Consider the following 20,254-nt stretch of genomic DNA (forward strand, 5'->3'; position numbering starts at 1 on the left):
ACGAATAAGGAGAAAACGTATGTATACCATTACAACCACAGAGCTTTATACTTTATTAAGAAATCATCAATTACTCGTTTCATCCCCGATAGATGACACTTTACCCGAACAAACCTTTCATCACCTTTCGTATGATTCGCGTGATGTTCAAACACAAACCCTTTTCTTTTGTAAAGGGTTAGCGTTCAAAGAAGCCTTACTACTCGATGCCATCACAAAAGGGGTGACGGTTTATTTAAGTGAAATTTCTTATGATACACAAGCAAATGAGATTTTGGTCACCGATATTCGCGAAGCCATGGCCGTTATCGCCCAAGCTTTTTATCGTCATCCGCAAGATCAACTGATTAAAATTGCCATGACGGGCACCAAAGGAAAAACCACAGTTGCCTATTTTGTTCATCAAATTCTTAAAGATGCTTATGGGCCAAAAGTGGCCTTATTTTCTTCGGAAGAAACGACAACAGATGGCGTACACTATCATCCTTCTGTTTTAACGACACCTGAAGCATTGGTCTTATATCAACAAATGGCCCAAGCGGTTGAGAACGGACTCACGCATGTAGTGATGGAAGTCTCTTCACAAGCCTATAAAACCAAACGTGTTTTTGGACTGACGTTTGATCTTGGTATTTTCTTAAATATTAGCCCCGATCATATAAGTCCGATTGAACACGAAACATTTGAAGAGTACTTTTTATGCAAACAAGAATTACTGTTACATAGTAAAAAAATGGTGATGAATCATGAGTCGGATCACTTTGAGGTCTTAGAAAACCTCTGTCAGATTAATCATATTCCTTACCTGACTTATGGAGGTTCAACCGCTGATTACCCCGTTATCGCCATGGACGATCCACGAGCCTTCGAACTCAAAAGTGCCACGGATCCGCTAGCGATTAATGGCAATTACGCCTTAACCATATTCGGTCATTTCAATCATGAAAATGCGGCTGCTGCACTACTGGCTACCGCTTGGTTAGAAACACCAAGAAACCATATGAAAGAAAGTCTCAGTAAGTGCGTGATTCCAGGTCGGATGACCCTCTTTGACTTACCAAATGGCGCGCTTGCCTTTGTCGATTTTGCTCATAACTACTTAAGTTTGCTTTCAATGGGACAACTCGCAAAAGAAATTCGTCCGCATGGAAAAGCCATTGTCATGACCGGAAGTGCTGGTGGCAAAGCGCTCTCGCGTCGCAAAGATATGGGACTCGCGATTACGCAGATCTATGATGTCGCGATTCTAACGAGTGATGATCCAAATTTTGAAAATCCGAATGCCATTGCCGATGAGATTCAACAGGCAATCGAAAATCCTGAAGTCGCTGTTTATCGCGAGATGGATCGAGAACAAGCCATTTATTTAGCCCTTTCACTTGCTGGTCCCCAGGATGTCGTTGTGCTGGCTGGGAAAGGAAACGAAGCCTCGATGAAAATTGAGGGGCACGATGCCCCTTATGACGGAGATGCGATCTATGCCCAAAAATGGATTGCTACGCAAAAAGAGGCTTGATATGTTGCGTTTTTGTAACAAAAATTACGTTATGAACACATTGCCCATTTTGTAACAAACTTTCGTTATAATAAACCCGAAGAGATTGGTAAAGGGGCTTGTTCCATGAAATTTTTACAAAAGAAAAGTGTGATGATTGTTGTATTCAGTCTTTGTACTGTCATTATCGGTTTACTGGCATGGAAGTTATTAGTGCGTTTCGAGATTATTCAATTACATGCACTCGCACCGAAACGTTATTCACGGACAAATTCAGCTAGTGGGATGATTTTAGTTTTCTTCATGCCCATTATTGCGACTGGAATGTTGTTTTTAGGTGTCACTCGAAAAAAAGATTAGATTAAGGAAAGATTTCTTTGAATAGAAGAAGTCTTTCCTTATTTTTTACTAAACAGCCTTCATGAAAATTTCTAACTTTCTTCCTTTTATGTTAGAATGTTGTTTGAATCATTTAAATATGAAATTTTAATTATTAGGACGTGAAATTATGTGCGGTATTGTTGGTTTTGTGAATCAGAAAAATCAAAAAGAAGCCCTTATTGAAGCGATGATGGAACGAATCATTCATCGTGGACCCACGAGTTCCGGAAAATACGTGGATGAGCAAATCGCTCTTGGTTTTCGTCGCTTGTCAATCATTGACTTAGAAGGCGGCTCACAACCGATCTATAATCAAGATCGGAATAAGGTCATTATCTTTAACGGCGAAATTTACAACTATCAGACATTGAGAACAGAATTAGAAACTCTAGGCTATCTCTTTGAAACAAAAACGGATACTGAAGTCATTCTTCATGGTTATGAGGCTTGGGGAGTTGACGTGTTACAAAAACTACGCGGTATGTTTGCCTTTGCAATTTGGGATATCGACAAACAAGAACTCTTTGGCGCCCGTGATCATTTTGGAATGAAACCTTATTACTATGCGGAAATGAATGGCACCTTTATGTTTGGTTCCGAAATCAAGAGTTTTCTCGCGCATCCAGATTTTGATAAAACGTTAAACAAAGCGGCGCTAAAACCGTATTTAACATTCCAATACTCACCACTTAATGGCGAAACGTTCTTTAAAGGCGTTCACCGTTTAGCAGAAGGGCATTACTATTTTTATAAAGATGGCAAACTAACGATCAATGAGTACTGGGATGCCGATTTTACGAAGAAAGAAAAATTAACACGTGAGCAATGGGTCGATAAAATTGATCAAACGGTGCAAGAATCCATTATGCTTCATAAAAATGCGGATGTTGAAGTTGGGTCTTTCTTATCAAGTGGCGTCGATTCGAGTTATGTCGCGGCCGTTTTACGACCAGAACAAACTTTTTCGATTGGTTTTGATGATAAAACGTATAACGAAGCGATTGAAGCGCGGAAACTAACGGAAACAATCGGCTTAAATAATATTGCTGCCATCATTCACGGAGAAATGTCTTTCAAAGCCTTCCCCTTGATTCAATATCACTTGGACGAACCGGATGCGAATCCTTCGTGTGTTCCGCTTTATTTCTTAGCAAATTTAGCGTCACAGCACGTCAAAGTCGTCCAATCTGGCGAAGGAGCCGATGAACTCTTTGCCGGTTATAGCGCCTATGGCTTACATACGCATTCCAAAGTGGTACGGGTTGTGGCTCAAGGTTTAAGAAAATTACCAAAAGGCCCACGTTATTCGATTGGTCGCAAACTAGGCAAGATGAAAAACTTCCAAGGTCGCTTGCACTTGTATGCCGCTTCTGCACCTGCACAAGACTTTTTCATTGGTCATGCAGAGATTTTTGAAGAACAAGAAGCTGCTTCTTACTTAACGGCCGCTTACCAAGATGCGCCAAGTGTGGCAGAAATTGTCGCACCACATTTTGCCAAAGCTGAGAAATTAGCGGATGAAGAAGTCAATAAAATGCAATATTTAGATGTCCATCAGTGGATGCCAAAAGATATTTTATTAAAAGCTGACAAATTAACAATGGCAAGCTCTTTAGAGTCGCGGACACCGTTACTCGATATCGAGTTGATGAAACTAGCGCAAAGTATTCCAACAAAATACTTAATTAACCAACACAACACCAAAGATATTTTCCGTCAAGCTTCGAACCGTCACCTACCAGAAGCTTGGGCAAATCGTGAAAAACTTGGGTTCCCTGTGCCAATCAAAGCTTGGTTACGAGAAGATTTTGGTTATGCTCAAGTCAAAGCGCTTTTTGAAGAAGCATTTGTCAAAGAATTTTTTGACCAAGCGAAAATCATCCAACTATTGGAGGATCATCATACAGGAAAAGCCGATCTCCAACGTAAAATCTGGGCTATTTATGCGTTCTTAACTTGGTACAAAGTCTTCTTTATCGACACAGACATTCCTAAAGCCGAACCAATTATTTATGATACTTTTTAAGAAGAAATAAAAACAGCTGACACCCCGTTTATCATCGAGGTGTCAGCTGTTTTTTTGGTTTTTCGCCAAATCGTATGGATCGAAATTGATACTATTTGGCGAATGAATCTCAGTTAACCGCATGTGAGATACCTTTGCTCGATCGAACTTTTGAGTGCATTGTCCTATTCCTGGCAGAAGCCATTCACTTATCTCCTAAGGTTTTCTTTCTTCTTCTGTGTTACTTCGACTGGGAATTTTACTGATCATGCCTGTTGGGCTCGTCGACCTCAAGCAATAAATTTTCGGCTCGTTTTAAGTGCCAAAAAATATAACACAACATTCCAAACAAGAGCGCGATTCCGAAGTAGGCTCGGATTGCAATCACGTAAAGAACCATTAGGCTAAACAGGAACACCGCGACGTAACGCCCGATTTTTAACGCACGTTGGGCTTTCATTTTTGGTGTCATCCAATCCCCTCCTTCTAGTCCACCTGCGAATAAGACGTATTATTTGCTACCACTTGATAATATGGTCATTATTTTTCGCTACTTGTTTTTTCCCATAATTGTTTCATGACTGGAACATTCGCTAAATCGGTCATATTTGATGGAATAATGACCGTATTTGTCTCGCTATTTGCGACTTCTTTAAAAGCTTCTAATCCTAAGTATTGTAGGACTTCTGGCGTCAATTCACTTTCTTTAATCGCTTGATTTAACGCTTTAATACGTAATTGTTCTGCTTCTGTGATGACCCGGATTTTTTCAGCTTCAGCGGCTGCATCAATGCGTGTTCTATCCGCGCGTGCTTCTGCGTCAATTTTGGTTTGTTTGGAACGTGCTTCGGCATCAATCTGCATTTCGGATGATTTGGCTTCAGAGTCTAAAATTAAGGAGTGTTTGCGTCCTTCTGATAAGGTGATCATCGATTCTTTATCACGTGAAGCAGTAATGAGTTTATTCATTGAATTAATAATTTCATCGGAAACTAAAATTTCACCAATATTGATCCGATCAATCGCGAGTCCATAACCAGCCGTAATATCTTTAATCGACTCAAACAACGCGACGTTAATTTCTTCCGTTCCATTTAATACTTCATTTAAATCCATCTTTCCGATAATTCCGCGTAAGTTCGACTGCGCATCTTGAATCATCGCCGTTACAGCATCTTCGTTGTCATAGACGAAAGCACGAACATCTGTCACGTGGTACTTAATCGCTTCATCAATTTGGACAATTACGTTATCGCGCGTAATCGCACTTTGAGGAGGAATTTCTAATGGTACTTGTTTTAATGACACTCGTTGGCGGACTGTATAGACGATCGGGATTAAAAAATGAAGGCCCGGTTCTAACGTCCGGACAAACTTCCCGAAACTTTCCACAACTTTCACTTCTCCTTGATGGACAATCACGGCCGTGCTGGTTAATAACCAAATCAATAAGGCAAAGATTAAAACAAAAATAACGATTCTAGCAACAAACATCTCATACACTCCTTTTATTTTCTAATTTCAATGTAGTCTTCACTTTCTTCAATTAAATAATCATTTACTCGCACAAAGGCCTTACCATTTTCGATGGCAAACACTTCTAACATACTATCGACATTAGGTTCACCTTCAATGACTACATATTCGATGTAACGCCCCAGCGCAAAAACGACGCCTCTAATTTGCGTGCCTTTACTGCGAAAGTACTTACCGAGTAATTTGTGATCCAAATAATCCAATTTCGTCAACTCCTTTACTTGTCACAGACTCTCTTTCATTTTACCACTTTCAGCGTCAGACACAATATGAAAACCGATTCTACTATGCAATCGCTTCGCTGAACGCTTTTGAATAGGCTGTTTTCATGTCACTCGGCATGAAAAAAATTGAAGTCAGACATGTAACAAAAAAACTGACCTACTCTTTGAAGTAAGGTCAGTTTCCATTCATTGATTAATTGGCTACAATATTAACCAATTTTTTCGGAACAACAATCACTTTACGAATTGTTTTTCCAGCTAACAGTTCTTTAATTTGAGATTCTTCTTTAGCTAATTGCTCCAGTTCCTCACGCGTTGCTTGCGTTGGCACGAATCGTTTTGCACGAACTTTGCCATTGATTTGAATGACAATTTCGACTTCATCTTCCACAAGCGCTGCTTCGTCATACGTCGGCCATGGTGCATACGTCAAGCTTTCTGTGTTTCCTAGAATCGACCACAATTCTTCCCCAATATGAGGCGCAATTGGTGCCAATAATTGGACGAATCCTTTGATATAGTCAATCGGTAACGCGTCGACTTTATATGCTTCATTGATAAATACCATGAGTTGCGAAATTGCGGTATTAAAACGTAGTTCTGCGAAGTCCTCGGATACTTTTTTGACCGTTTGGTGATAGACTTTCGTTAACGTACCATTGTTAATCGTCGTAATCCGGTCACGCATTTTCCCATTCTCGTCAACGATTAAACGCCAAACGCGATCGAGGAATTTGCGACTACCTTCAAGACCATTTTCATTCCAAGCGATAGCTGCGTCTAACGGTCCCATGAACATTTCATACAGTCTTAACGTATCCGCACCGTATTGTTTCACGACATCATCAGGATTCACTACGTTACCGCGTGATTTCGACATTTTTTCATTATTTTCGCCGAGAATCATTCCTTGGTTATACAATTTTTGGAATGGTTCAGAAGTTGGAACGACGCCAATATCGTACAAGAATTTATGCCAAAAACGAGCATATAATAAGTGTAAGACGGCGTGTTCCGCACCTCCGATATAAATATCTGTCGGTAACCAACGTTCTAATTTTTCATAATTCGCGAGTTCATTTTTATTATGAGGATCGATAAAACGAAGGAAATACCAAGAGCTTCCCGCCCATTGTGGCATGGTATTCGTTTCACGACGCCCTTTCATGCCTGTTTTTGGATCGACCACGTTCACCCATTCCGTGATATTAGCAAGAGGAGACTCACCAGTACCACTTGGATGAATATCGTTCGTGACTGGCAAACGTAACGGTAATTCTTCAACTGGTAGCGTGGTTGTTGTGCCATCTTCCCAGTGAATGACAGGAATTGGTTCCCCCCAATAACGTTGGCGTGAGAATAACCAGTCTCTGAGACGGTAGCTAACTTCTTTTTTCCCAACTCCTTTTTCTTCTAACCACGTAATCATCGTTGCCATCGCGTCATCTTTTTCTAACCCATTTAAGAAATCAGAATTGATGTGTACACCATCGCCGACATAGGCTGCAACATCAATGTCGCCACCTTCAACAACTGGAACAATCGCGATTCCAAAGGTTTTCGCAAATTCATAGTCACGTTCATCGTGCGCTGGAACAGCCATAATAGCACCTGTTCCATAAGTTGCGAGGACATAATCGGCAATCCAAATCGGCACTTCTTGCCCATTGGCTGGGTTAATCGCATAAGCTCCCGTAAAGACGCCGGTTTTTTCTTTCACTAAATCGGTCCGCATTAAATCTGATTTTTTACTAGCCGCATCAATATAAGCATCGACAGCTTCTTTTTGTTCTGGTGTCGTAATCTGTTGAACAAGATCGAGTTCTGGTGCTAACACGCAGTACGTTGCACCAAATAATGTATCCGGACGTGTCGTAAAGACGGTAAATTCTTCGTCGCGATTCGCCACTTTAAACGTCACGTTCGCGCCGTAAGAACGACCAATCCAATTCCGTTGCATTTCTTTAATGCTTTCTGGCCAGTCCAACTCTTCTAAATCATCTAATAAGCGATCGGCATAAGCCGTAATTTTTAACATCCATTGACGCATCGGTTTGCGAACAACATCATAGCCACCACGTTCGCTCTTGCCATCGATGACTTCTTCATTGGCGATGACTGTTCCAAGTTCCGGTACCCAGTTAACGGCCACTTCTGCTTCATAAGCTAACCCTTTTTCATAAAGTTTGGTAAAAATCCATTGCGTCCATTTGTAGTACTCTGGATCGGTCGTATTGATTTCACGGTTCCAATCATAACTAAACCCTAGTGAATTAATTTGACGACGGAATGTCTCAATATTTTTCTTGGTAAACTCAGCGGGATCATTACCAGTATCTAACGCATATTGCTCTGCGGGTAAACCAAAAGCATCCCAGCCCATTGGATGTAAAACGTTATAGCCTTGGCTGCGTTTCATCCGAGACAAAATATCGGTTGCGGTATACCCTTCTGGATGCCCAACGTGTAATCCTTGTCCGGATGGGTAAGGAAACATATCTAAAGCATAAAATTTAGGTTTATTCGATTCTTCTTTCGTATTAAAGCAATGATTTTTTGCCCAATACTTTTGCCATTTCTTCTCAATTTCTCTGTGATTATAGTTCACGATAAACGCTCCTCTGCTCATTTTTAATCATAAAAAAAGCCCTATAAGAAACAAACTGTTCCTCATAGGACGTTAAAGACGTGGTACCACCTACATTTACTAGCTAAAAAAGCCTAGCCTCAACGTTTTAACGATCGTCACCGTATCTTCCTACTATTCTTCAAAAGATAACACTCAAAGGCGAGTTCAAAAGTTTCTCTGTACATTTCCACCAACCATGTACTCTCTACGAAAAGAACGACTCTCTACTATTCCTATTCAAACGTGTTTTATTCAACTTAGATGTATCTTAGCAAACTTTCAAATGTCTTTCAAGTTTTTTAACGAACTTTCAATGTTTGACCGACGTAAATCGTATCAGACGTTAACGAATTTAACGTTTTTAATTGCGCAATTGAGAGATTGTATTTTTGAGACAGCATCCAAAGACTATCGCCACTGACTACTTTATGGCTCTTTTCATTACTTGTATTAGTCGTAGTCTGAGCAGTCGTTTGATTGACGACTGGTTTCGTCGTCACCGTGTTTGATGACGTGCTTGCGTTGCTGACCTTTAGGGTTTGATTTGGATGAATCAAATCACTCTTTAAATTATTCCAATTCCGTAATTGATCCATCGTGATACCATGTTTATTGGCAATTAACCACACCGAATCCCCTGCTTTGACGGTATAGGTCTTTGCCGTTGTTGTCGTCGCATTAGAAGAATTACTACTGTTATTTGTATTCGTTGGCGTTGTCGGTTTCGTGGTTGTTCCGACATTTGTATTCGTTGATGTCACTGGTTTTGTGGTTGTTCCAGTACTCGTCCCACTTGCTTGGCTGACAATCAACTTTTGATTCGGATGAATTAAATCACTCTTTAAATTATTCCAACTCCGTAATTGCGCCATCGTAATACCATGATTATTGGCAATCAGCCAGACTGAATCGCCAAATTTCACCGTATACGTTTTCGCTGTGCTGGTCGTTGGTTTAGAAGTGGTATTATTCGTCGCATTATTTGACGTATTCGTATTCGTCGGTGCTGTCGGTTTCGCTGTCGTCCCCGTATTCGTTGTCCCTGTTTGACTGACGACTAATTTTTGACCTGGATGAATCAAATCATTTTTTAAATTATTCCAACTCCGTAATTGTGCCATCGTAATGCCATGGTTATTGGCAATCAACCACACCGAATCACCGGATTTTACCGTATACGTTTTTGCTGTACTTGGCGTCACCGACGTCTCTGGTTTTGACGTTTCGGGCGTTGGTGTTGGTGTTGGCGTTGGTGTCGGCTTCGGCGCTTCTGGTGTGACCGGCGCTTGGCTCGATTGACCTACGATTAGTTTTTGACCAGCATGAATGAGGTCACTCTTTAAATTATTCCAACTACGCAATTGATCCATCGAAATCCCGTGATTATTGGCAATCAACCAAATCGAATCGCCTGATTTCACCGTATAGGTTTTCGCGGTGTCCGTGCTACTGCCGGTATTACTACCTGAGCCTGTCCCAGTATTGATCACCGGATTTCCATTGCCTGTATTCGTTTGATTTTGATTGTTTCCAGTGGCTGGAGAATCAAAACGCGTCAATTGATACATTTCAATTGTGGAATTGAGCTTGCTGGCATAGTTTGGATCTGTTGCGTAACGACCCGTTAACCAAGCTGTTGCATCACGGTAACTCTTCGTATTGCTCTTCCAAGCGCCTGAATAATAATAGACGCCTGATTGGAAGCTAACATTTCTTAACGTGGCAGCATTATCTGCAAATGATTCTGCAAAAGAAGGATACTTTTTAAACGGCTCATTTTTCGTCACCCATTGACCATTTAAATATTCCAGTGTACTCATATACACGGTCTGACCATTGTAACTTCCTTTAATCCCGAACAAATTATAATTTGGCGCTTTAGATAACGTACTACTACCCCAACCACTTTCAATAATGGCCTGCGCAATCATGACTGACACATATAAATCATTGGCATCTGCCACGGCTTTTGCTTGTTGTGCGATAGTATTAATGAAGGTCTGAGGGTCAACATAGGCTGACGCCCGTGCCAAGCCAGCAGAAAATGGCAAGATTGTCGGCGCTTGAACAGCCGATTGTGCTTCTTCAACGAGAGCGGGTTCTTCGATCACAAGAGGTTCTTCGTTTATTTCGACCTCTTCCATCGACGGATCTTCCATTGATGCTTCCGGAACAACAGGTGTTTCGGCTACATTATTTTCTTCCACCACTTCCGAAGCGGCTGGCACTTCAGGTGTTTCCGTTACGACTGGTGTTTCGGTTGCTTCTGAGGATGCTTGCATTTCTTCCTCTGCATTGACGGATTGAACGGCTGAATTCGTTGTTTGGACAGCTTCAGACGGATTTTTTTGTTCTATATACGTATCAGATTCATCTGCTAAAACAGTGATGACGGGCGAGAGTGGCGCAACTGCTGAAACAGCTGTGACTGTTGTTCCTAAGACAGCCGCTCTTTTCTTCATATTACGATAAAAAGTCCGTTGCTCTTCCATTTGACGTCGTTCTTTTCGTGACAAAGACTTTTCCATTTTCTAACCTCCGATATACTATTGGATACACTTACACTTATCACTAGTATACCTGTTCCTTTTTGTTAAGAAAAGTTTAATCTGCACTTTTAGCGAACTGTAATATAGGTGTAATACTTTAAGGTGCGAAAAATCCCTTGATTGCTCGTGGAATGCTTGCGAAATTTGTCAGCTATTGTATACTAAAAAAGATTATCTATTCTAATTATTAAAGGAGCGTACCATGAAAAATAAACTATATTATCAATTTGCAGGTAGCTGTAGCCTCTTGCTTTTCGCTTTTTTAAGCTATGTGATGAAATTCTATCCGAGCTGGATCCAACCGTTTGATACTTTTTTAGCCGAACCACTTTATCAACTACGTCCAACCTTAAGTGGCTTCTTTTTGTGGATTACCCAATTTGCCAATCCGATTCCACTCGTGATTCTTTTTCTAGCCGTTTTAGTGATCTTACTGTACGGCAAACAGTACACTGAAGCCATTTGGTTAAGCGGTGGCGTTATTTTAGTGGCCGGCATCTTAAATCCCGTATTGAAACTGTTCTTTTTACGTGAACGTCCGACTTTAGAACACCTTGTGACGGAGCATAGTTTCAGCTTTCCAAGTGGACATGCCGTAGCAAGTATGGTGTTTTATGGTAGTTTAATCTTGCTGTTACCCATTTTTGTCGAAAACAAACAGCTTCGTTGGTTCTTACAAGGATTACTGGGTTTGATTATTCTTTCGATTGGGATGAGCCGGATTTATTTAGGTGTTCATTATCCATCCGATATTCTTGGAGGCTATGCTTTAAGCTTAAGTTGGCTCCTCCTAACATTCCCTCTTTATCAAGAACAACGCTTTATCTGGCGTTTTAAAAATAAACAATATTAAGAAAGAAGCAGACCGATGAATCCTTTTCCTTTTACCGAAGATCCAAACAAACGTTATCATTCATGGAATTACGCTTTACGCCAAGCTTTTGGAGCAAAAATATTTAAAGTTCCCATCGATGGTGGTTTTGATTGCCCGAATCGCGATGGGACGGTGGCACACGGCGGCTGTACTTTTTGTAGTGTATCCGGTTCTGGTGATATGATTGTCGCGCCAGAAGATCCGATTCCTGTTCAGTTTACGAAAGAAATTGACATGATGCATAAAAAATGGCCGGATGTTGATCGCTACATCGTTTATTTTCAAAATTTTACGAATACCCATGCACCGATTGACGTGATTAAAGCTCGTTTTGAACAAGTCGTCAATCTACCAGGAGTTGTCGGTTTATCGATTGGAACACGACCAGACTGCTTACCAGATGACGTGGTTGAATACCTCGCAGAGCTCAATCAGCGTCTTTATTTATGGGTAGAACTTGGTTTGCAAACAACCTACGAGTCCACTAGTAAGACGATTAATCGCGCGCATGATTATCAAACGTATCTAAACGGCGTCGAAAAACTCCGTCGGCATCATATTCGCGTCTGTACTCACCTGATCAATGGCTTGCCTGGTGAAACACAAGAAATGATGGAAGAAAACGTTCGACGTACGGTAGTTGACTCTGATATTCAAGGCATTAAAATTCATTTACTTCACTTAATGCGCAATACTCGCATGTTACGTGATTATCATGAAGGAAAATTACAACTCCTTTCCCAAGCAAAATATACTGAAATTGTCTGTAATCAACTTGAAATGATTCCAGCCGAAATCATCATTCACCGACTCACTGGTGATGCTCCTAGAGAAACGCTCGTCGGGCCGATGTGGAGTTTAAAGAAATGGGAAGTGTTAAATGGGATTGATCAAGAGCTTTTACAGCGTGACTCCTATCAAGGGAAATACAATGCCCGAATGACTGGAGGGATTGGATGTTAAAAACGGCTTTACATTTCAGTCGACAATTACTCGCAGAAGTTCTACAACCTGGTGATATCGCCGTCGATGCAACGATGGGGAACGGTCACGATACACTATTTATGGCAGAATGTGTCGGTAAAACTGGCCTTGTTTACGCCTTCGATATCCAAGCGCAAGCGATTGAAGCGACTAAAGCTCGCTTAACCGATACGCCTTTTGAACAACGGGTACAATTAATTTTTGACGGCCACCAAAATCTAGCACTCTATTTACCCAAAGGAATAACCATTAAAGCCGCTATTTTTAATCTTGGTTATTTACCTAAGAGCGATAAATCGATTATTACTTTACCGAATACGACCAAAAAAGCCCTCGATGCGTTACTCGAGCGCCTAGAACCAAAAGGGCGAGTGGTACTGGTAGCTTATTATGGTCATGAAGGTGGCGAAGCCGAGCTATCGACCGTGCGTCATTACTGTGAACAACTACCACAAGAACGATACAACGTACTCAATTATCAATTCATTAATCAAAAGAATCAGCCACCAATATTATTTTGTATTGAAAAAAAATAACGAATGCTTAAAACAGCTTGAAGGGATTTTTGAAAATGACAGAATTACGTGTTGCAACGTACAATATTCGCATGGATGCTGTAGAAGATGGCGATTGGGCTTGGACTGCTCGCAAAGAACATGTCCTCGACTTAATTACTTACCATGATTGGGACTTATTTGGGATCCAAGAAGCCTTACCACATCAATTGATGGAGTTAAAGACATTGACCGACTACGCTTTTATCGGAACAGCTCGTGAAGACGGCATCAACACCGGTGAATACAACGGTGTCTTTTACAAAAAAGAACGTTTTGAATGCATCGAAGAAAAAACATTTTGGCTTTCCGAAACACCTGATGTACCAAGTATTCATCCAACTGCAGGATGCCATCGTTTATGCGTTCTTGGATTATTCCAAGATCAAAAAAGTGGTGCCCATTTTGCCTTTGGCGATACTCATTTAGACCATGTTTCAGAAGAAGCCCGTGAACTTGGAGCACAATTAATTATTGACAACGGTCTATCGAAATTTAAAGAATACCCAACGATTTTAGTCGGTGACTTCAATGCCGAACCGACGGAACGTGCTTATCAATTACTAAAAAACCAGCTCAATGATAGCCGCTATGTTGACGGTGTTTTTTCTTATGGTCCAAAGGGTACCTTTAATGAATTCCGCTATGATTGCCCTTGGCGTGAACTTGTTGAAATTGACTTTATCTTTGTTTCAAAAGAAATAACTGTCAAAAAAGTAGGCACGCTAACAGATAGCGTTGATAATCATTTTCCGTCTGATCACTTCCCAGTTGAAGCGACGATTATTATTTAGTTCATTTAACCTCTTACACATGATTTCATCGTGAGTAGGAGGTTTTTTGATATAACCGTGCTCGTTTCACCACTTGAAAAATGAATAGAATAATAAATCAAGCTGTCTTTTGTCTTTAGAAAACAACTTTATGAAAGATTGATTGTAAGAGTGAATCATCTGAACTGAAACCCTCAACAAATGGTTAGCGAATCGGAGAGAATTCTTGTCGTCAGAGTCATTTTGAGGAGTCGAGTAGCATTATCGTAGTTCATGAAACATAAAGTTCCAAGTATTCATATGCCGTTCCACCTATGTTCACTCTCCTATATGTTGTGATCAGTCTTACAATTTAAGTGTTAGATAAGTAGATTTTTTTATTTAGTATACATTATCATCATTATTAAACGAAAATCATATCCACATAGACACACATTCACTTACAATACTTTTTTTAAAACGAGATATTTATTTAACATATCAGTTTAGCAAAAATTTATCTTATTCGAATTAACATTCTTTTAATTACTAATCAATAAAATAAAAAAGCGGGGTTTTGAAACGAAAAAAATCACACTATTATGTAGTCTCACTTTAATTAGCTTGAGCTCAGTACCCATTAATGTGTTTGGATCAGTTATTGATAAGGAAAATAATGTAACAAAGCTCGTGGTATCAAATTCTATGTATGAGTTAAACAGTTTCAGTATACACAATACTATTAATCACCACAGTGTTGTACCTTATGGTTTTGGAACTGCAGCAGTATTCGTTGCCGGAATATTAGCAGGCTATATAATTGATGGTTACATAATGTTTGCATCTGGACAACCGGCTTCTAGTTGGATATCCGATGGGATGCACGCAGCATTGAATTACTATAATAAACAATCTGGCTTCGTATCCACTATTCATGTTTCTAAGGATGGTGGGATCTATGGTGGAGGTGGTCATCCTTGTTATCTAATATTCAAATCAACCCAAACGCCTAAATATATACGAAAAAAGCATACCCACGATAATTCCGGCGATACCAGCTATAACCATTTTCCATTTTTTGACACTATTTCTCACCTCTTCCAGTAACATAATTAAAAGTGCTGATTTATAAATTATTTATTTCAGAGTTTACAGTGAACTGAACACCGATAAACACTAAAATAAATTCATTAAAAATAATCCAGTATTAACTCCCAATAAAAGAAGAATCGAAACATCTTTTTAGAAGGTATTTCGACTCTTCTTTTCTAGTTTTTATAAAACAAACATACTTAAATATCAAATCGATTCATAAAATTTTAGATCTTTTTCCATTTCTAATAATATTTGATCGTGCGCGATGTTATCGCCTAACAACATCGCTGTTTTCGCAGCCACACGATACATGACTTTTGCTTTTTCTGTATCACTTACATGGAATAAGAGATACTTTGCTTCCATCATCTGCAAGATGGGCTTCTTTTGAAATTCTTGATTCTCCTCAGAAATCGTCTTGGAAATATCTAACAACTGTTTGTACGTGTCATAGTCTTTTAATTCCGATAAAAAATTCAATGCGATGATATGTATCTTTATAGCCAGATAGGCATTTGAATCATTCGAATAATCCGAGTTTTTAACGAGCTTATTGATTGCCTGCTTCGTCGTATTCCTATTTTTATAAGCTTTATCTTTCCCAAAAATATAAAAGAAATATAAATAAATTAGTAGAAAATCAAGCTCACATAGTTCTTTTTTTAATAACGTCTGTGGAAAATATTCTTTTAGCAATCCTGATTCAAATTGAACGTTATTAAAAACCACAATATCTGTAGTCGCTCTCAGAATATCAATAGTCAATTGTTCTTCTTCATTAATCTGATCATAAAAATTATCGTAAATTTGATCAAACAGCAGGTTAACCTTCTCTGCTCGTATCGAGTCTTTATACATCGTTTGTTTCATTAACTTATTTTTTAGCCTAATGTACCCTATAGGTAACTCGATATATGAATCATCAATTAAGCTATTTAGGGAGATTTTAAGCTTATTAGCTAAAAAATTTAGTTTTGTTAAAGTTGGGAGAGATTTTCCAGTCTCTATTCTAGCTAATTGTCGTATTGTAATATTAGATTCATCTTCACAAACCATCTCGCGAGTCAATTTTTGACTTTCTCTAGCAACACGTACTTTCATTCCCAATTTTTCCTTCATAACTACTTCCCCCCTCCTTCTATTTACGCCTATATTATTTTTACGTACTAATGAAGCACTTCGATTCTTTTTTTAAAGTTATTTTACCATAAGTTGAATTCTTTTTTTCTACATTGTTATAAAATTCAAAAAGGACATGACATTGATGTCATGTCCTTTTTGAATGAAACGAGCTAAATTGTATGTATTCAAATACTAAATAGATGAAGGTGAGTTCATGCAGTATATTATAAGTTTACTAGTGGATTATCCTTGGTTTTGGACTTAATTTCTATACGAGTAAAACATACTCTGTGTCACTGAATCTCGTAGTCAAATCTATGAATAATAATTCTAGTTTTCAAATAAGATATACCGGTGTTTTGAAAATCAGAACTTATTGTTAACAAAATTCTGTTCTACCTAAATAACAACTTGAAAGGTGTTGAAAATTATGGAAATGATTTCAGTAGAAGTAACGCCATTCGATTGGCAATGGTATTTCATTTAATTTTTTAGTAAATATCCTCCTAATTAATTATTTTTAGGAGGATATTTTTTATTCAAGAAAGGAGTAATATAAATGAACTATAAAATTATGTATCCATTATGGAACTTAGATAAATTCTATTTTAAATGGGATAAACAAACACTTCGAATTGGAACTGAAGATACCGGTTCTTGGAACATTTCCGATCCTGAGGGCATTTGGGAACAGATGATTGGTTTATGTAATGGTAATCGCACAACCGCCGAAATTTACCTGTCAATAACCAATGATTTTCCCATTAAAGAAACCGTAGTTATAGATGCCTTAAAGCAATTAGCAGAATCAGGGTGTTTAACTTTTCTAATGGATCCATTTATTATGGATGATTGGGCGAGTCGATACAAAACTAATATCGCATATTTTACATCAAAAAATGTCAATGGATTTTCAATACAGAAAAAATTAAATTCTATGAAAGTTACTATATTAGGTTTAGGCGGCGGTGGTTTTACAATACTAACCCATCTAGTCAGTTTAGGTGTCGAAAATATTCATGTTGTCGATTTTGATAAAGTTGATTTATCAAACTTGAGTCGACAAGTCGTTTTTAAAGAATCTGACATCAATCGATACAAAGTAGATGTTGGCATTGAATACTGTAAAGCAAGAAACTCTAATATAAAAATAACGCAATCTAAAAGAAAAATTGAAAATGTCATTGATGCTGAACTGGAAATATCAAATAGCGATTGGGTATTTTGTTGCTTAGATGAGCCTGCATACGTCGCACAACGGATTGTAAATAAAGCTTGTTTCAATCTACAGATTCCAGTTGTATTTGGTTTTTGTCAAAAAGAAAATGGTAGAACATTTATTCTAGATCCAGCAAGAACCGGATGTGTGGATTGTTTATTCAGTCAAATTTCCAATAATCAGTTCGTGCATTTAGTACGCTCTTTGAAAAACTCTAATTTTCAACCTGTTACTTCTGCTACTTCTGTAACAATTAATTTACTCTGCGCCTTAATGATTAAAAACTGGTTAGACAATATTATTTATAAAAAAAACAATGAAAATCAAATTATTCGTTTAGATTTTAATGATTTTAGCACACGAAGCGTCATTGATTTTAATAAACAAGAAAACTGCCCTACATGTGGTAACAAATCAGCGAATATCCCACAAGAGATTTTTGATTTAATAGCTATAGACTAGGATCCTTTTCACAAAACAATCTAAATTGATATATGTACTCTCATAATCATGGTACTATACACGTAATCAAATTAAAAGGAGTGTCTAAAAATGAAAGGGTTGTATCTTTTTAAATATGGCAAAGGGAAATGGTTATTCCTGACAATTGTTTTATCGATTCTAACGAGTTTTGGGGGTATTTTTACTGCATACATTACGGGAAGATTTATTGATAGCGCGACAATGGGTAGTGTTGACGTGTTATTTCAAACAATTCTCATTACGATTATTGGTCTTTCCGTCTTATTCATCTTAGGAATTGCATTTATTTATGCTAAAAACAATTTAATTTATCAATGCAATACAGCGATTAAAGCGATAACCTTTGATGCTAGTTTGAATTCTAGTGATGAGCATTCGATTAAGGAACAACTTTCACTTTTTACCAATGATTTAAAGCAAATTGAAACAAAAGGATTTCTAAGTGAAGTCGCAATGATTCAAAATGCGTTGATGTTCGTCTTTGCTTTAAGTTACGGTATTTTCCTTAGTCCTTTGACGATGTTGATGTTTGTCATCGCTTCTTGTGTACCGATTATTATTTCTCAATTATTTGCCAAAAAAATTGAAAGTAGCTCGGCTGCTTGGTCTGCTAATAATAGTCTTTATACCGGTAAATTGAGTGATTACATGAAAGGAAAAGACACAATTGTGAATTACAATGCGCAAGATCCTGCCAAAAAAGATTTTTCGAAGATTACGACTCAGCTTGAAAATAGTTTGAAGCGCATGAACAATACAGTCAATCTCAGTAATCAAACGGTTGGTTCGGTTGCCAACTTGGCGATTTTCGGTTTAGCATTTAGTTTTGGTATTTATCAAGTCATTCAAACAAATCTCTCAATCGGTCATTTCATGGCAATTGTACAAGTGACGAATTACTTAATCAATCCGTTGATGGCCATTGTTAGTGCGGTCAATGATAAGAAAACGACAACGGTTATTTTCAAAAAAATTGAGGCGCTTGAAGCAAAAAACACGAATGTCTCCGGAAGTGCCCCCCTTGAAGTCCATTCGATTAAAGTCAGTAATGGTAGCTTAAATGTTGGTGAAAAGAAACTCTTTGGACAACTGAATTTTGAGTTGCAAAAAGGCGATAAACTACTAATTACAGGTCCTTCTGGCTATGGAAAATCAACGTTGTTAAAAGCTTTAGGTGGTTTTATGCCGTTTGCTGAAGGACAATACTTAATTAACAACCAAATATACACTTCTGAAAGCATTCGAAATGTCGTTGCGCTGATTAAACAAGACCCCTTTATTTTCGATGATACGATTTTGTTCAATATTACGATGGGCAATCCTTATCAGCAAATCGACCTAGAAATAGTTATCGAACAAAGCCAACTCGCTGAATTAATTGCTGAAAAAGGATTGAATTATGAAGTCGGAGAAAACGGTAAAAATCTCTCTGGTGGTCAATTGCAACGAATCGAAATCGCGCGCGGCTTACTAGCTAAGCGCGAAATTATTTTAGCCGATGAAATTTCTTCTGCTTTGGATAACGAAACGAGCCATAAAATCAATCAAATGTTACTCAAATCTAATGTAACCTTAATTGAAGTTTCGCATAAAGTCTCAGAAGAACAAAATGAACAATACCAGCAAATCATTAACTTGTCACAACTATAAATTTTTTGAGCCATGAAAGGAAAGAAAATGAAATGAATCAAACACAACAGAAGAAAATCAATCTATTTGGCGTGTTTGGCGTAATTTTTTTCAATTTAATCGTCGGACTAGCAGTTAGTATTATACTACTCGCATTGTTGTTTAGCTTATGGATGATTACGTTGATTTTCACCTTCTCACCCGTTCTATTCGTCATAGTTATTTTGACAAAACTACAAGCCTTCACTTGGTTCACATTCATAGCAAGTCTCCTCTTATGTGCGTTAGGTATACTACTTTATCCCCTCGCCCATAAAATAACGCAGCAACTATCCAATATTGCGAAAAAATATTTAAGGTATAACCAACAGATGATGTACCATTAACTGATTAAATTAAAACCCACCTGCTTTTCAGCTCAACGAAAATAACTTTATGAAAGAATCATCTGAACTGAAACCCTCAATAAATGGTTAGCGAAGCGGAGAGAATTCTTGTCGTCAGAGTCATTTTGAGGAGTCGAGTAGCATTGCTGTTTTAGCAACATTAGGATACGTTTGAAAAAAGGCTACATCTTTTAGGAAAAATGATTTTAAAAATAGACTCACAAAAGAATAACGACACTATTGTGGAAAGTTTTGTTCAATGAATTAAAAAAGCTGAAAAGGATTATTTTAACGAATACTCCCCTATGTTGACACTCCACACGACTAAAGTCGTCGG

Annotated in this window: 17 protein-coding genes and 1 other annotated feature; of the genes, 11 read left to right on the top strand and 6 right to left on the bottom strand. The window is 38.3% G+C overall.

Going from position 1 to position 20,254, the window contains the following annotated elements:
* The first annotated feature begins 19 nt into the window (after nt 1–19).
* From murE to asnB, 3 genes are all read left to right on the top strand, one after another.
* Nucleotides 20–1,516: a UDP-N-acetylmuramyl-tripeptide synthetase gene (gene murE, locus RU93_RS09650; RefSeq protein ID WP_071875419.1), complete on the top strand. Its 1,497-nt coding sequence runs from the start codon at nt 20–22 to the stop codon at nt 1,514–1,516.
* A gap of 105 nt (nt 1,517–1,621) precedes the next feature.
* A complete protein-coding gene (locus tag RU93_RS09655) occupies nt 1,622–1,855 on the top strand; it encodes a hypothetical protein (RefSeq protein ID WP_071875420.1) in 234 nt (77 codons plus the stop codon).
* 148 nt (nt 1,856–2,003) lie between these two features.
* Nucleotides 2,004–3,902, top strand: a complete 1,899-nt coding sequence (gene asnB / locus RU93_RS09660; RefSeq protein WP_071875421.1) for an asparagine synthase (glutamine-hydrolyzing) — start codon at nt 2,004–2,006, stop codon at nt 3,900–3,902.
* A 238-nt stretch (nt 3,903–4,140) separates the two neighbouring features.
* Here asnB and RU93_RS09665 read toward each other — a convergent pair whose 3' ends face one another.
* From RU93_RS09665 to RU93_RS09685, 5 genes are all read right to left on the bottom strand, one after another.
* On the bottom strand, nt 4,141–4,353 hold the full coding sequence (locus tag RU93_RS09665; protein ID WP_071875422.1) for a hypothetical protein: 213 nt from the start codon (nt 4,351–4,353) through the stop codon (nt 4,141–4,143).
* A 68-nt stretch (nt 4,354–4,421) separates the two neighbouring features.
* A complete protein-coding gene (locus tag RU93_RS09670) occupies nt 4,422–5,375 on the bottom strand; it encodes an SPFH domain-containing protein (RefSeq protein WP_071875423.1) in 954 nt (317 codons plus the stop codon).
* 14 nt (nt 5,376–5,389) lie between these two features.
* Nucleotides 5,390–5,620, bottom strand: coding sequence for a hypothetical protein (locus RU93_RS09675; protein WP_084131371.1), 231 nt, complete (start codon nt 5,618–5,620; stop codon nt 5,390–5,392).
* A 214-nt stretch (nt 5,621–5,834) separates the two neighbouring features.
* Entirely contained in the window at nt 5,835–8,249 is a 2,415-nt protein-coding gene (gene leuS / locus RU93_RS09680; RefSeq protein WP_071875424.1) for a leucine--tRNA ligase, read from the bottom strand.
* Between the two features lie 62 nt (nt 8,250–8,311).
* Nucleotides 8,312–8,521, bottom strand: a binding site (T-box leader).
* Between the two features lie 48 nt (nt 8,522–8,569).
* Entirely contained in the window at nt 8,570–10,798 is a 2,229-nt protein-coding gene (locus RU93_RS09685) for a LysM peptidoglycan-binding domain-containing protein (protein ID WP_071875425.1), read from the bottom strand.
* A gap of 223 nt (nt 10,799–11,021) precedes the next feature.
* Here RU93_RS09685 and RU93_RS09690 point away from each other — a divergent pair, with 223 nt between their 5' ends.
* The 5 genes from RU93_RS09690 (at nt 11,022) to RU93_RS09710 (ending at nt 15,090) form a co-directional block, all read left to right on the top strand.
* Nucleotides 11,022–11,672, top strand: a complete 651-nt coding sequence (locus RU93_RS09690; protein ID WP_071875426.1) for a phosphatase PAP2 family protein — start codon at nt 11,022–11,024, stop codon at nt 11,670–11,672.
* 15 nt (nt 11,673–11,687) lie between these two features.
* Entirely contained in the window at nt 11,688–12,656 is a 969-nt protein-coding gene (mnmL, locus tag RU93_RS09695) for a tRNA modification radical SAM protein MnmL/YtqA (RefSeq protein ID WP_071875427.1), read from the top strand.
* Complete coding sequence (gene mnmM / locus RU93_RS09700) at nt 12,650–13,213, top strand: tRNA 5-(aminomethyl)-2-thiouridylate-methyltransferase MnmM (protein ID WP_071875428.1); 564 nt, start codon at nt 12,650–12,652, stop codon at nt 13,211–13,213. The genes mnmL and mnmM overlap by 7 nt, the downstream gene beginning before the upstream one ends.
* A gap of 35 nt (nt 13,214–13,248) precedes the next feature.
* Nucleotides 13,249–14,025 (top strand): endonuclease/exonuclease/phosphatase family protein, encoded by a 777-nt coding sequence (locus RU93_RS09705; protein ID WP_071875429.1) that lies wholly within the window; start codon nt 13,249–13,251, stop codon nt 14,023–14,025.
* Between the two features lie 582 nt (nt 14,026–14,607).
* Nucleotides 14,608–15,090, top strand: coding sequence for a hypothetical protein (locus RU93_RS09710; protein ID WP_211272585.1), 483 nt, complete (start codon nt 14,608–14,610; stop codon nt 15,088–15,090).
* Between the two features lie 192 nt (nt 15,091–15,282).
* On the opposite strand, the gene RU93_RS09715 is transcribed toward RU93_RS09710, so the two are convergent.
* Complete coding sequence (locus RU93_RS09715) at nt 15,283–16,197, bottom strand: helix-turn-helix domain-containing protein (protein ID WP_071875431.1); 915 nt, start codon at nt 16,195–16,197, stop codon at nt 15,283–15,285.
* 562 nt (nt 16,198–16,759) lie between these two features.
* Between RU93_RS09715 and RU93_RS09720 the strand changes: the two genes are divergently transcribed.
* The 3 genes from RU93_RS09720 (at nt 16,760) to RU93_RS09730 (ending at nt 19,917) form a co-directional block, all read left to right on the top strand.
* Nucleotides 16,760–17,881, top strand: a complete 1,122-nt coding sequence (locus RU93_RS09720; protein WP_071875432.1) for a HesA/MoeB/ThiF family protein — start codon at nt 16,760–16,762, stop codon at nt 17,879–17,881.
* A gap of 90 nt (nt 17,882–17,971) precedes the next feature.
* Complete coding sequence (locus tag RU93_RS09725) at nt 17,972–19,552, top strand: ATP-binding cassette domain-containing protein (protein ID WP_084131374.1); 1,581 nt, start codon at nt 17,972–17,974, stop codon at nt 19,550–19,552.
* A gap of 32 nt (nt 19,553–19,584) precedes the next feature.
* Complete coding sequence (locus RU93_RS09730; RefSeq protein ID WP_071875433.1) at nt 19,585–19,917, top strand: DUF1700 domain-containing protein; 333 nt, start codon at nt 19,585–19,587, stop codon at nt 19,915–19,917.
* Nucleotides 19,918–20,254 lie beyond the last annotated feature (337 nt).

The sequence above is a fragment of the Enterococcus aquimarinus genome, from assembly GCF_001885765.1.
GTDB lineage: Bacteria > Bacillota > Bacilli > Lactobacillales > Enterococcaceae > Enterococcus_I > Enterococcus_I aquimarinus.

Bases quoted from the DNA above. Each gene is read 5' to 3' on its own strand.
- murE (WP_071875419.1), top strand. From the start codon at position 20: ATGTATACCATTACAACCACAGAGCTTTATACTTTATTAAGAAATCAT.
- RU93_RS09655 (WP_071875420.1), top strand. From the start codon at position 1,622: ATGAAATTTTTACAAAAGAAAAGTGTGATGATTGTTGTATTCAGTCTT.
- asnB (WP_071875421.1), top strand. From the start codon at position 2,004: ATGTGCGGTATTGTTGGTTTTGTGAATCAGAAAAATCAAAAAGAAGCC.
- RU93_RS09665 (WP_071875422.1), bottom strand. From the start codon at position 4,353: ATGACACCAAAAATGAAAGCCCAACGTGCGTTAAAAATCGGGCGTTAC.
- RU93_RS09670 (WP_071875423.1), bottom strand. From the start codon at position 5,375: ATGTTTGTTGCTAGAATCGTTATTTTTGTTTTAATCTTTGCCTTATTG.
- RU93_RS09685 (WP_071875425.1), bottom strand. From the start codon at position 10,798: ATGGAAAAGTCTTTGTCACGAAAAGAACGACGTCAAATGGAAGAGCAA.
- RU93_RS09690 (WP_071875426.1), top strand. From the start codon at position 11,022: ATGAAAAATAAACTATATTATCAATTTGCAGGTAGCTGTAGCCTCTTG.
- mnmL (WP_071875427.1), top strand. From the start codon at position 11,688: ATGAATCCTTTTCCTTTTACCGAAGATCCAAACAAACGTTATCATTCA.
- mnmM (WP_071875428.1), top strand. From the start codon at position 12,650: ATGTTAAAAACGGCTTTACATTTCAGTCGACAATTACTCGCAGAAGTT.
- RU93_RS09705 (WP_071875429.1), top strand. From the start codon at position 13,249: ATGACAGAATTACGTGTTGCAACGTACAATATTCGCATGGATGCTGTA.
- RU93_RS09715 (WP_071875431.1), bottom strand. From the start codon at position 16,197: ATGAAGGAAAAATTGGGAATGAAAGTACGTGTTGCTAGAGAAAGTCAA.
- RU93_RS09720 (WP_071875432.1), top strand. From the start codon at position 16,760: ATGAACTATAAAATTATGTATCCATTATGGAACTTAGATAAATTCTAT.
- RU93_RS09725 (WP_084131374.1), top strand. From the start codon at position 17,972: ATGAAAGGGTTGTATCTTTTTAAATATGGCAAAGGGAAATGGTTATTC.
- RU93_RS09730 (WP_071875433.1), top strand. From the start codon at position 19,585: ATGAATCAAACACAACAGAAGAAAATCAATCTATTTGGCGTGTTTGGC.